The sequence below is a fragment of the Lachnospira sp. CLA-JM-H23 genome, assembly GCF_040096425.1.
GTDB lineage: Bacteria > Bacillota > Clostridia > Lachnospirales > Lachnospiraceae > Lachnospira > Lachnospira rogosae.
The window spans coordinates 243,419-256,993 of sequence record NZ_JBBMET010000001.1 but is presented as its reverse complement, the minus strand read 5'-3'; the positions used below and the strand labels follow the sequence as shown (position 1 = coordinate 256,993).

The window sequence follows — 13,575 nt, the reverse complement described above, 5'->3', positions numbered from 1 at the left end:
CTTAGAAATACCCCTCTCTCTTTCTTCTTTCCATACTACCTGCTGCTTCATTATCAATTACTCTTGTTGTTCTCTCAGAAGATACTGCACTAAGAGTTTCATCAATAATTTCATCAAGTGTTGTTGCATTAGACTCAACACCACCAGTAAGAGGATAGCAGCCAAGTGTTCTGAATCTTACATTCTTGTATTCAATCTTTTCGCCTTCTCTTAACTTGAAACGATCATCATCAACCATAATTAACATTCCGTCTCTTTCAACAACTGGTCTTTTATCCGCAAAGTAAAGAGGTACGATATCTATATTTTCTCTCTTTATGTACTGCCATATATCAGTCTCTGTCCAGTTAGAGATTGGGAATACTCTTATGCTTTCACCCTTGTTAATACGTGAATTGTATAACTTCCACATTTCTGGTCTCTGGTTCTTAGGATCCCATGCGTGGTTTTCATTACGGAAAGAGAATATTCTTTCTTTGGCTCTCGACTTTTCTTCATCTCTACGTCCACCACCAAAAGCTGCTGTGAAACCATATTTATTAAGTGCCTGCTTTAATGCCTGTGTCTTCATAATATCTGTATACACTGAACCATAGTCAAAAGGATTAATTCCTTTCTTAACACCATCTTCATTGATATATTCTAACATTTCAATGCCAAGCTTCTTAGCTGTTTCATCTCTGAACTTAATCATTTCCTTGAACTTCCATGTTGTGTTAACATGAAGAAATGGAAATGGTGGCTTCTCCGGATAGAATGCTTTCATTGCAAGATGAAGCATTACTGAACTATCCTTTCCTATTGAGTAAAGCATAACCGGCTTTTCACACTCAGCCGCCACCTCTCTTATTATATATATTGCCTCAGCTTCAAGCTGATCAAGATGTGATAACTCTGCCATTCTTTTATCCGTCCTTTCTAGTATTTATTAGATTCCTTCTTATTAATTACTATCGTTTCCCTGCTTCCGTCTGTCTTATCTATATTCCAGTTAAGGAAGTCGCCTTTGGAAATAACGCTCATCTTACTTCCCATACCTCCCATATCTGCTCCAAGATAAAGTGCGATAGCTTCAAACTTACATTCCTTGATACAAGATGAACATCCCCAGCAGTCCTTAGGATACTTCATATATGCTTTCTTATCTTCTCCCATCTTAATAAGACTTCCCGGACAGACGATACTGCATTGTCCGCAGCCAGCACATTTCTCCTTATTAATTACTATGCTCATATGTCTCACCTCTTCCCACAAGATTTCTATATTTCACTTCTATCCTTCCGTCTACCTTTCTTGTATTAACATACTTAAGCCATTCATCTGACTTCTCTGGGTAATCAAGGTTCTCCGCAAAGCTGTGCCATCTTGTTTCTTTTCTTGCTTTCAAATGTTCTATAAGCACCTGACAGACTGTAAGTCTTTCCTTTAATTCATATACAAACATAAGCTCATGATAATCTTTAGCGTTAGCTTTTTCTGAAAGAGTTTCTATCTGTTCAATCTTTTCTTTGGCAAGCTTAAGCTGCTTTTCATTGAACTGGTAATGACTTCCTATACCACCAGCATATGTATCCATAACCTTCTGCATAGCTTCCTCAAGTTCTTCTGTCGAGAAAATGGTATCTTTATCCTCACGCCTAAGATATTCGTTATATTCTTTTATTCTTTCATCAGTAAGCTTGTCTGCATATTCATCAGCTGTACTCTGTGAAAATGCATTCTCTGTGATGTCCGATCTATTCAATTCCTTAACAATATCTTCTGCCGCAATTTCACCTTCTGCCATAGCACCTGTCACATACTTCTGAGGACAGCCTCCTGCAACATCTCCTGCCGCATAAAGACCATTGATTGTTGTCCTTCTATTAGTATCAACCCAGTAACCACTCGCCGTATGTCCGCCTACAATATAAGGCTCTGTTCCTTCTATCTCAACATTCTGCTCACTTGGGTTCTTTCCAGACTCTATCCATTTAAGTGTCTGGCTTGGTGCCATATTAAGGTATGCTTTCTTTAATGACTCATCCTGCTCACTGCTTATTCCTTCTGTTCTTAAGTAACAAGGACCTCTGCCCTCAATGTTCTCCCTTACAGTTCCGTATACTCTCTGTGAAGTTGTAAGTCCATACCGGTTCTCGTATACCTCACCTAAAGAATTCACCTGCTTTGCACCAACTCCCTGTGCTATTGTTCCTGTAGGAGCTATTGTATCTTTACATCTTAAAGCTATAAAACGCATTTCAAACGTTGTCATCTCTGCACCTGCATTAATACCCATAGCAAAACCAGCACCTGTATTAAATGGAGGATACCACATTTTATGTCTTGAAAATCCTGGATTGTTAGGCTTGTACAATCCAGCCGCTCCACCAGTCGCACATAATACCTTCTTAGCTCTTATCTCATAAGCTTCACCAGTATCAATATTAAAACCAACAGCACCAAGAATTGTATTATCCTTTACTATGTAATCAGTTATATTAAGTCTGTTAATTACAATTACATTTTCAAGACTATTTACTGCATCTGCAAGTATTGGCTTAATATTCTCACCGTTAATCTTAATATTACGGTTGCCTCTTGCAACATATCTGCCATTCTCATCTTTAAGAATTACAAGTCCAAGCTTTTCCATCTTGGCTGTTACTTCGTTAAGTCTTTCTGACATTGTAAGAAGTAAATCTTCCCTCACAATATCGTCAGCATCTTTCTTTGCATATTCAACATAATCCTCTGGCTTTCTGCCTTCAACTATGTAAGCATTTATCGCATTAACACCAGCCGCAAGACAGCCGCTTCTCTTTATATTCGCCTTTTCTGCAATTATAATTGAAGCATCTGACTTTTCCCTTATTGTAAGTGCCGCATAACAGCCTGCTGTTCCACCACCTATAATAAGCACATCTGTTGTTAATCTGTTTAAACCATTAATCTGCATAAACTTTCCTTTCTCATTGTAAAACTTGTCCACAGGTCTTTATCAGATATATACTAATCTGAAGCTGTGCGTATACACACAAAGCATTTAACCTGGCAGAAACATAACTTTAATCTGGTTAAATATAGAATACGTCATCATCCCTCATACCCTTGTTCTCGCAAAGATATGTCTTTTCATCATCAACTGCGTATATTCTATATATAAGAACGTGAACCTTTTCCCCAACCTGTAGCGGCTCTTTCTCAAGTGACCACTCTCCTGTTATCATTGTTCCTCCAATATTAACAGTTACATCAAGATGATTGCCTCTGAAAAGAATATCCTCAACATAACCTTCCTCAGCAGCACTGTTGTACTGCTGGAGCTTTCCATACTTAGAAAGCTTCACAAATTCAGGTCTTATTATTGCTCTTTTAGCTCCCTGTATCTCATCAAAACCTTTTAATTTTGAATAATCATTAACCTCTGAAGCTTTTCCAATGAATTCAACAACAAATGGTGTTGCTGGAGATTTGTATATCTCTATCGGACTTCCCATCTGCTCTATCTTTCCGTGGTTAGTAATTATAATCTCGTCAGCCACTTCAACAGCTTCGTCCTGATCGTGTGTGACGAATATACTTGTTATTCCAAGCCTGGTAACCATACTGCGAAGCCACGTTCTAAGTTCTGTCCTTACCTTTGCATCAATCGCCGCAAATGGTTCATCTAACAGAAGCACTGATGGATTAGGTGCTAACGCTCTTGCAAAAGCTACTCTCTGTCTTTGTCCACCTGATAACTGGTTAGGATACCTTTTCTCAAGACCTGCAAGCCCTGTTATATCAAGAAGCTCTGTAACTCTTTTCTTAATCTCATCTTTTGGAACTTTCTTAAGCTTAAGTCCAAATGCTATATTATCATAAACTGTCATATGTCGAAAAAGAGCATAGTTCTGAAATACGAAACCAATCTCTCTTTGATTAGCTGGTACATCATTAACTCTCTTTCCATCAATATATATATCTCCAAAGCTTGGTGTTTCAAGACCTGCAATCATTCTTAATATTGTTGTCTTACCGCTTCCCGAAGGACCAAGCAATGCAACAAGCTTTCCCTTTTCTATTCCGAAATTCACATTATCAGATGCACGAAAGTTTCCATACTGCTTAAAAATATTCTTCATCTCAACGTACATTACTTTTGCCCTCCTTTCTTATAATCACTTTGTCTGTGTTCAAATATATTCCTTAATACAAGAACTATAATCGCTATAATTACTAATATTGATGATACTGCAAATGCCGATGTTATTGATGTATCTGTACCCGACATATACAGTGCATCTATCTCAAGTGGAAGCGTGAATGTCTCTCCTCTTGTCTTTGATAATGCATTAACCGCACCGAACTCTCCTAATGCTCTTGATGTACATAGAATTATTCCGTATATCAACGACCATTTTATATTAGGAAGAGTTATCTTAAAAAATATTGTAAAACCATTAGCACCCATTAAAGCCGCCGCTTCCTCCTCGTCCTTTCCGAGTGAGTTAAGCACTGGTATTATCTCTCTTGATACATATGGAAATGTAACAAATATTGTAGCAAGCACAACTCCCGGTATCGCAAAGGCTATTCTTATATTGCTTCCTGTAAACTCATTAAACCATCTTATAACAGGATAGAAAAAACCAAGTCGTCCAAATGTCATAAGAAACGCAAGACCTACAATAACCGGTGATATAGAAAATGGTATATCAATAAGTGTTGCAAGCACCTGCTTGCCTTTAAAATCAAATCTTGTAAGTAACCATGCCGCTATAATTCCAAATAATGTATTAATAACAACTGCAGCAACAGTAGCAATAATTGTTACCTTCAACGCACTCAATACATATGGAGTTGTTATTGATTTAATGTAAAAACTAAAGCCCTCTTTTAATGAACTTGCTATTATTGATAATAGAGGCATAATCAGCATAACCGTTATAAACAAAACAGTGATAAGAATACATATGCTTCTTGTTCTTCTTTTTCTTTTTTCAAGCTTATCATTCTCGCTCATATTTAACCTCCATTTTCTCTACATTGTACGCTTTGCCTGCCTCATCTGTATTATATTAATGATAAGAAGTATCAGAAAAGATATTATAAGCATAACAAGTGCAATTGCTGTCGCCGAAGCATAATCAATATAATTAAGCTTCTGCATTATTACATAGGATACAACCTGTGTATGTTCCTTGGCACTGTTGCCTGATATGTATATAACGCTTCCATATTCTCCTATTCCCCTTGCAAATGCAAGTCCGAAGCCTGTAAGAAGTGCCGGGCTGATTTCTGGAAGGATTACTTTAAAAAATGTCTTTGATGGGCTTGCACCTAACATATATGCCGCTTCCTCATATTGAGAATCCATCTTTTCAAGAACAGGCATTACCGCTCTTACAACAAATGGAATTCCTACAAACACAAGTGCTGTAATAAGTCCAAGATGTGTGTAAGATACCTTTATACCTATTGAAGCAAGCGGTTTGCCAAGTATTCCGGTTTCAGAATACATTTTCGATAATGTAATACCAGCTACCGCTGTTGGAAGTGCAAATGGAAGTTCTATAAGTCCGTCAAGCACTCTTTTTCCAGCAAAATCGTATTTAACAAACGTCCATGCAATTATTGTTCCAAACACGCAGTTGATTACTGCCGCTATGAATGAACATCCAATGCTTGTAACAAAAGCATTGACGACATTCTGCTTAGTAACCAGCCTTATAAATTCGGCTGGTGGAAGCTTAAGTGAATATACCATAACCGAAGCAAGTGGAATTAATACTATAAGTGATAACATAGTAACTGTAATTCCAAGTGTTAAATGAAATCCCGGTATAACACATACTTTTTTATCTTTACCGAATTTTCTGCTATTCTTTATTTCATCAAACGCTGTATCATTGTCTGGCTGTTTATTATTATCAATTGTTCTATCAGTTGTTATAGATTTCATCAAACCAGCCTCCATCATCAAAATATATCTTGTATGCCTGAGTCCAGCCGCCGTAATCAGCTATTGTATCAAGCTTTATTGTAAGATTGAATTTACCACTATATTCATTCAATACCTCTTCATCTGTTGGTCTGTATCCATAATCTGCGGCTATTCTTTGTGCCTGCTTTGAATACAGGAATGATAAATATTCGCTTGCAAGCTCCTCTGTCTTGTTGACTTTAACATTATCATCTACAACTGCCACACTTGGCTGTGCGAGAATACTTACAGATGGTGTGACAATCTCATATTCATCAGGATATGAAGCTAATGATGTAAGTGCCTCATTCTCCCAGGCAATAAGCACATCGCCTTTTTTATTCTCAACAAATGTTGTTGTTGAACCTCTTGCTCCGGAATCCAGCACTGATACATTATCATACAGCTTTCCTAAGAATTCCTTCTGCTTATCCTCACTGTTATACTTATCTCTTGCATAGCTTAATGCCGCAAGGAAATTCCAGCACGCTCCACCACTGCTCTTAGGATCTGGTGTTATAACCTCAACACCATCTTTAATTAAATCATCCCAGTCTGATATATTAAGCGGATTGCCCTTTCTTACAAGAAATACAATCGTTGAAGTATACGGAGCTGAGTCTTTGTCATATTCGTCCTTCCAGCCTGCATCAATAAGACCTGTATTCTCTATAAGGGATATATCATGTTCAAGTGCAAGTGTAACAACATCTGCATTACAGCCTTCAACTACTGAGCGTGCCTGACTTCCTGAACCTCCGTGAGATTGTATAACCTTTATCTGCTTTCCGTATTCAGCCATATAGTAATCGGCAAAGACTTTGTTATATTCCTCATAGAACTCTCTTGTAGGGTCATAAGAAACATTAGTTATTGTAAGTCCATCTCTCTTACTGCCACAGCCTGCCGCTATATATGTCATCGTAATACACATAATAAGAAGCATACATAATTTATACCTTTTTTTATTAGAATGTCCGTTATGTTCAAGATATTTCATAGGTCTGCTCCTTTCTTATGGGCTTTAAATTTATTATATACCCACCATTCATACATACATAGTGTGTTAGTATGTTTATTACTTAAAAAATATTGCCAGACACCTTTGCTGCTGTCTGGCAACCCTTGGAAATTATTGATATAATAAACCTTATTTCCTATAAAGTCAATATGTTTATGTGTTTATTTTAAAATTATTTTAAATTGATGTTTACAGCCTCTCCTGTCACTATGACTGCCGGTGATGTTATGCCTGCTTCTCTTACCTTTAATTCAATATCAGCAAGTGTACCTTTGACTATTCTGTATGTATCATCAAATCCACCTGTAATAACTGCCGCTGGAGTGTTCTTAGGCTTACCTCCGCTTACGAGTGCCTCAGTTATCTGTGCAAGATGTGTAAGTCCCATAAGGTATACACAAGTTCCATTCATAGAAGCCGAATTTCTTATTTCTTCATAAAGTGAGTCCATATCTTTGGTATGTCCTGTGACAACACTAAAGCTTCTGCTTACATCCCTATGTGTAACTGGTATGCCTGCCATTGCAGGAACTGCTATTGCTGATGTTACTCCTGGTATTTCTTCTGTTTCTATGCCATTTGACTTAAGATAGAGCATTTCTTCTCCACCACGTCCGAATACATATGGGTCACCACCCTTTAATCTGACAACAAGCTTTCCTTCATTGGCTTTCTTTAAAAGGAGTTCGTTAATTTCTTCCTGTGCCATACTGTGTCTTCCATTTCTCTTGCCAACATATATCTTTTCACAGCTTTCAACACAGAATTCCATAAGGCGGTTATCAATCAGGTCATCATATACAAGCACCTGTGCCTTCTTTATGGCATTTAACGCCCTTACAGTTATAAGATCATAAGTTCCACAGCCTGCACCAGCAATTACAACCTTGCCCTTGCTGTAAGAATATTTCCCATCTGCCTTTGTTTCAGCATTTGTATTATCTTTACCAGTAATCCTCTCACTTACTTTATTAATAACATCCTGTAATTCGTCCTTGTCAAGCTCTCTGCCAAGCACCATACATTTTCTTGCAGCTTCCTTGAATATATCAGCTCTCATAGAGGCATCATCTACATTCTCTTTAATACTATCCCTAATTGAACCAAGATACATAAGTATATCTTCAATATCCGCAGGAAGCTCCTGTGCTATTCTATTCTTAATATCTGCCGCAACATAAGGACTTGCTCCCTGGGTAGATATTCCTATAGATAAATCTCCTGCTTTGTATACAGACGGAAACAGAAAATCACAATTATCCTTATCGTCTACCGCATTTATAAAAATGTGGTATTTGCGGCATACGCCTGCAACATATGCGTTAAATTTTGCATCATCTGTAGCAGCTATACAGAATGAACATCCGTCCAGATCTGAATTAACAAATTCTCTTTCAATAATATTAATGCCTTCAATGCTCTTTATGCTATCGCTTACCTTTCTTGCAACAACTGTAAGTTCCGGCTCATATGCAAGAAGCTTGCTTATTTTATGCTCTGCTATTCTGCCTCCTCCGATAACAAGACCTTTCTTTCCTTTAATGTCAATAAAAAACGGAAAATAACCCATAGTAATTCCTCCTGAATATTTTACCTATCAATGTACAATATATCCGCTAACTGCTTGTAGGCTTCACCCCACTTCGCATTAGGTTTTAAGTTATAAAGCTTCTTATCAAGAACATAGTAACGTCCCTGCTTTACAGCAGTTAATGACGACCACGCCGGATTAGATGTAAGAAGCTTATCTATATTACGGATAGCCGCATCTGTATCGTTGCCCTGTGTTGTAACAAATATGTAATCAGGGTCGGCTACTACAATTGCCTCAAGGCTTAAATCATCAAGCAGTGATGTATCTGAGTCTGCTATATTAACACAGCCCAAATCCTTTAATATCTCACCGCCTACTGAGCCTTCGCTCTGCTTTGCCTTGACACTGCTTGACGAAGTTCTTATAAATAATATCTTTGGATTGCTGCCATCAGCTCTTGATTTTATAGTATCTATCTGCTCTTTAACATCTGTTCCATTAGTCTTATACAGATCTCTCCTGCCTGTTATCATAGTACATTTGTCAAGCATATTAAGATACTGCTCAAAATTAGATACATCAAAATATGCTACTGTTATTCCTGCATTTTCAAGTGTCTGCATAAGTGCTATGTTAGAATCTGTATTACAGCTTGCAATAACAAAATCTGGTCTTGAAGCTATAAGAAGTTCCACATTAGGATTTAGTATACTTCCAATATTGACAACATCACTTGAAAGCCCTAAATCAAAATTAGTCCATGTATCATTAGCTGTTGCCACTACACTTCCACCAGCAGACATCCATACATCTGCAAAACTTCCTATAAGTGTTGCTGTTCTTTTATAAGAAGTTACTGTAACTGTTCTTCCATAATCATCTATAAACGTATATGGATTGTCAGCTGAAGCACCTGCACCGGCATTATAACCAGAATTATCTACATTAACATCTTCTGTTGCAGTTCCACAGCCTACAAAAGCAAACACCATAACTACAACAAGTGCAAGTGATATTAACCTTTGTATTTTGTTAGTTATTTTTCTTTTTGTCATTAATTAAATCTCCGTTCTTAAATATTGTATATATAATGCTTGGGTGAAAAGCCTCCAGCTTATGATACCTACGGATTGTTCCGTACTGCACACATACAATTCTACACTGGTATTATAGATATTTAATAATCTGTTGTAAGATAACTCGTAACCGCATATACAACATTTCCATTATATATAAGCCTTGACCAGCCGGTATCACCTATTCCTGTTCGCAATGCTATATCTCCATTATCAAGCACATCTACAATATCACCTGATACTTCTGGGATACTTCTTAGATTAACCGGCTCTTTAGCAGTTACCTCCTCATTAACACTGTTAAAGATAATTCCCAATTCAGCTGTATTAAGGCTCTGCTGTGTCTGTCCCGACACTGATGCCTGTGTGCCATAATTATAATTAAAGCTTGAATTGTAATTAAAATAAGCAACATTTACGTCAACATATCCTGATATTCCATCTATTCTGGCATTATTAGTATACTGCCACATAGCACACGCACCTGTGTATGAAGGATGTTCTACTGCTGGATATGTTCCATCTTTATAAGATGCCACCCATATCGGATATCTGGCTTCTATATCCTGTATATTCCATTCCTTATTATTAACAATCTGACCCTTGCCAGCATATAACATGGCATCGTAGCCTTCTCTGTCCACAGTATCCATAAATGCAAGTGCATTGTTAGTTCTTTCTTCATTACTAAGATTATACATTCTGCTTGAAGGATTATTATAATCTTCACAATTGTATACAACAGGGTATGTTATGTCATAGGCTGATATATAATCTATGACCCAGCATGCTTCCTCTATTGCTTCGTCCTCGTCAACCGCTGTCGAAAAGAAATACACACCTATATCTATGCCCGCTTTCTGTGCTCCCTCAAGATTGTATGACGCATATTCATCTTCGCATATAGTTCCATATATATCTGTACGGTATCCAACTCTTATCATCGCGTAATCAATTCCGCTTTCTGCGACTTTATTCCAGTCAATCTTTCCCTGCCATTTGGATACATCAATGCCATTGGAATATGCCATATTATCATTAGAAAATGTTGTTATATTAAGCTCTATCCCATTCTCACTTAATTCCTGTGACATATTATCCGACTGTGGGTCACCATCTGCTAATTCAACATATGAATTATCTGCATCCGCACTGTTACCAGGAATCCCATAAGTGCTGTCAGCTACCTGTATTGTATTACTCACTAAAACATCTTTGCTCGCCTTTCTTTTATTAGTAACCTTGATAACAGGTATGCTTACACATACCCCGGCTGTTACTAATATCAATACAACTACCAGTACTGCTGCTATGTGATGTCCTTTACGTTTTACAAACTTCTTTATATTCTTCATAGCAATCCCCCATTTATGTTAAATCTTTATTTTACATTAACTCAGAATATCAAAATATAATTACCACCAATTTCATTACAATACTAATATTACACTAATTAGTCAATAACATATCTTCTGAATATGTTAATTTTAATAATAATTTTATGATTATTTTGCACAAAAAAATGTTTTGAATATAAATCTTGCATACACTATAAGTGGTGCTATAATGTTTGTTAAAGAAATAACAATATATACAGACGAATACCGTTCAATAATTCCAGCTTAACTGGACATTATATTATCCGGCTGTATAAGAAATGAGGTATAATTATGAAAGTAAATAGTAGAAAAGTTGCTGTAATTGGCTGTGGTTTTGTTGGTTCATCATCTGCATTTGCACTTATGCAGAGTGGTCTGTTCTCAGAAATGGTTCTTATTGATGCAGATACAAAAAGAGCCGAAGGTGAAGCTATGGATATAAGCCACGGCATATCATTTGCAAGACCTATGCAGATATATGCTGGTAATTATGATGATATTACTGATGCCGCAATTATTGTTATAACTGCTGGCGCTAACCAGAAGCCTGATGAAACAAGACTTGACCTTATCAAGAAAAATGCGGCTATTATGAAATCAATTGTTGGCGAAATCAAGAAACGTGATTTTGGTGGAATTCTTCTTATTGTATCTAACCCTGTAGATATTCTTACACTTATTGCACTTAAAGAATCTGGTTATCCATCTAACAGGGTAATTGGTTCCGGAACTGTACTTGATACAGGCCGTTTCAAATATCTGCTTGGTGAACATCTTGACGTTGACAGCCGAAGCGTTCACGCATTTATTATTGGTGAACACGGCGACAGCGAGCTTGCTGCCTGGAGCAATGCAAGAATAGGCGGTCTTAAGGTTAATGACTTCTGCGAGCTTCGTGGTCACTTCAACCACGAGCAGTCTATGAAGAAGATATTTGAAAATGTCAGAAACAGTGCTTATGAAATTATTGAAAGAAAACATGCCACATACTACGGAATTGCAATGGCTGTCAAAAGAATATGCGAGGCAATCGTTCGTAATGAGAAATCCATTCTTCCAGTATCAAGCCTTATGACAGGCGAATACGGACTTAATGATGTTGTCCTTAGTATTCCTGCTGTCGTCGATGAAACCGGCGTACAGAAGGTAATTCCTATTGAATTGAATGATGAGGAGCTTACAAAATTAAAAGACTCTGCCAATATTCTTAAAGATATTGCAAAAGATTATATCTAAAAGATTATAAACAGATTTTATTAAAAACCTGCTGTAATAAATGTATATTATAATACATATATTACAGCAGGTTAATTATTACCCCGTTATTAATCATACAGCAGAACAATCCACCGCATTTTTATCAATTATAACGTTATTTATGAAGATTTAAAATCAGAGTTACAACTACTCTGCACTACCACTATCTGCCTGCAAAGTATCCGCATTCCCTGTTTCTGGTGTTGTGTCATTGCCAGCCTTATCTGACGATAAGCGGTTGTTTACCATATCTCTAAGGAGCTGGTATATAACCGATGTGAGCGGAATAAAGAATATCATCCCGAGAAGGCCGAAGAACTTGCCGCCTAAGAACACCGCCATTAATGTAAAGAGTGCCGGAAGTCCTACAGAGCTTCCTACAACCCTTGGATATATGAACTGTCCCTCGATAAACTGAACAATCTGAAATACGATTACAAACCATATAGTAAGTACCGGATTGGTGAATAGCACAAGAAATGCACCAACAACACACGCTAAAAATGTTCCTATGTATGGAACGAACTGGAACACTGCCGCCATTATGCTTATAAGTCCGGCATATGGCATTCTGCATATGCTAAGTGTAATAAACATAAGCACGGCAAGTATACAAGCCTCAACGCACTGTCCTGTAAGGAAACTTGCATAAGTCTGTGCAAAAAGGTTAGTAACACCTGTAACCTTAGAAGATACCTTCTTTCCAAATACAGCTTCTAAAAGCCTTTCTGTCTGTGAAAGCAGGCGTCTTTTATCCATAAGCACATACACTGCAATTATCACAGATATACTAAGATTAAACAAAGATGAACCTATCTGTGGAATACCCGTGAATATGCTCTGGAAAAATGCTCCGGCAACCTCTCCAGACTTTTTAAGTATGCTGTTCCAGTCAATCTTTTCAACATAATCATTAATAAACGTAAGATGTTCATCATATTTATCCAGAATATCAGTCACTACATTTACATTATTATCAAAATTCTTTATAAATCCAGTAATCGACTCTATCAGATCCGGAATAATAGACCACATTATAACAGCGAATACAAGCACAACTATAACTATTGTCACAACTAGGCTTATCCCGTTGCGTGCCTTTTCTTTTCTTAAGAACTTTACTTTCTTTGACAGCTTCTCTAACTGTCTTGACAATGCTTCCATTGGCACATTAAATATAACCGCAAGCATACAACCTAGAATTATTGGATTCAGAATCTTAAAAAATGTTCCTATACCACCAAATATATTCCCTATATTAAGTGCTACAGAAAGACTTATTGCCATAACTATACCCAATACAATTATATTTTTATTCTTCTCTCTTTTTTCCATTAATACTTCTCCCAATTATTATATGA

At 37.0% G+C, this 13,575-nt stretch carries 12 protein-coding genes; 1 reads left to right on the top strand and 11 read right to left on the bottom strand.

Going from position 1 to position 13,575, the window contains the following annotated elements:
• Position 1: 1 nt before the first annotated feature.
• The 10 genes from cysD to WMO42_RS01105 form a co-directional block, all read right to left on the bottom strand.
• Positions 2-901 carry a sulfate adenylyltransferase subunit CysD gene (gene cysD / locus WMO42_RS01150; RefSeq protein WP_090139497.1) on the bottom strand — a complete coding sequence of 300 codons (900 nt, stop codon included), beginning with the start codon at positions 899-901 and terminating at the stop codon, positions 2-4.
• Between the two features lie 17 nt (positions 902-918).
• Positions 919-1,233: a ferredoxin family protein gene (locus WMO42_RS01145; protein WP_022502852.1), complete on the bottom strand. Its 315-nt coding sequence runs from the start codon at positions 1,231-1,233 to the stop codon at positions 919-921.
• Positions 1,217-2,938 (bottom strand): adenylyl-sulfate reductase subunit alpha, encoded by a 1,722-nt coding sequence (locus WMO42_RS01140; protein ID WP_090139495.1) that lies wholly within the window; start codon positions 2,936-2,938, stop codon positions 1,217-1,219. The genes WMO42_RS01145 and WMO42_RS01140 overlap by 17 nt, the downstream gene beginning before the upstream one ends.
• Positions 2,939-3,056: 118 nt before the next feature.
• The gene (gene cysA / locus WMO42_RS01135) at positions 3,057-4,118 is read right to left on the bottom strand and encodes a sulfate ABC transporter ATP-binding protein (RefSeq protein WP_022502855.1); all 1,062 of its coding nucleotides are present in this window, start codon (positions 4,116-4,118) and stop codon (positions 3,057-3,059) included.
• On the bottom strand, positions 4,118-4,987 hold the full coding sequence (locus tag WMO42_RS01130; RefSeq protein WP_022502856.1) for a sulfate ABC transporter permease subunit: 870 nt from the start codon (positions 4,985-4,987) through the stop codon (positions 4,118-4,120). Before WMO42_RS01130 ends, cysA begins: the two co-directional genes overlap by 1 nt.
• Before the next feature lie 18 nt (positions 4,988-5,005).
• Positions 5,006-5,929, bottom strand: a complete 924-nt coding sequence (gene cysT, locus WMO42_RS01125; protein WP_349191365.1) for a sulfate ABC transporter permease subunit CysT — start codon at positions 5,927-5,929, stop codon at positions 5,006-5,008.
• Complete coding sequence (locus WMO42_RS01120; protein ID WP_349191427.1) at positions 5,907-6,893, bottom strand: sulfate ABC transporter substrate-binding protein; 987 nt, start codon at positions 6,891-6,893, stop codon at positions 5,907-5,909. The genes cysT and WMO42_RS01120 overlap by 23 nt, the downstream gene beginning before the upstream one ends.
• A 247-nt stretch (positions 6,894-7,140) precedes the next feature.
• On the bottom strand, positions 7,141-8,538 hold the full coding sequence (gene cobA / locus WMO42_RS01115; RefSeq protein ID WP_022502859.1) for a uroporphyrinogen-III C-methyltransferase: 1,398 nt from the start codon (positions 8,536-8,538) through the stop codon (positions 7,141-7,143).
• 20 nt (positions 8,539-8,558) lie between these two features.
• Positions 8,559-9,557 carry an ABC transporter substrate-binding protein gene (locus WMO42_RS01110; RefSeq protein WP_349191363.1) on the bottom strand — a complete coding sequence of 333 codons (999 nt, stop codon included), beginning with the start codon at positions 9,555-9,557 and terminating at the stop codon, positions 8,559-8,561.
• Between the two features lie 122 nt (positions 9,558-9,679).
• Positions 9,680-10,933: a GH25 family lysozyme gene (locus WMO42_RS01105; protein WP_055175498.1), complete on the bottom strand. Its 1,254-nt coding sequence runs from the start codon at positions 10,931-10,933 to the stop codon at positions 9,680-9,682.
• A 315-nt stretch (positions 10,934-11,248) separates the two neighbouring features.
• Here WMO42_RS01105 and WMO42_RS01100 point away from each other — a divergent pair, with 315 nt between their 5' ends.
• Positions 11,249-12,193: an L-lactate dehydrogenase gene (locus WMO42_RS01100; protein ID WP_172678507.1), complete on the top strand. Its 945-nt coding sequence runs from the start codon at positions 11,249-11,251 to the stop codon at positions 12,191-12,193.
• A 168-nt stretch (positions 12,194-12,361) separates the two neighbouring features.
• Here the strand turns inward: WMO42_RS01100 and WMO42_RS01095 are convergent, their stop codons facing one another.
• Positions 12,362-13,549, bottom strand: coding sequence for an AI-2E family transporter (locus tag WMO42_RS01095; RefSeq protein WP_055306443.1), 1,188 nt, complete (start codon positions 13,547-13,549; stop codon positions 12,362-12,364).
• Positions 13,550-13,575 lie beyond the last annotated feature (26 nt).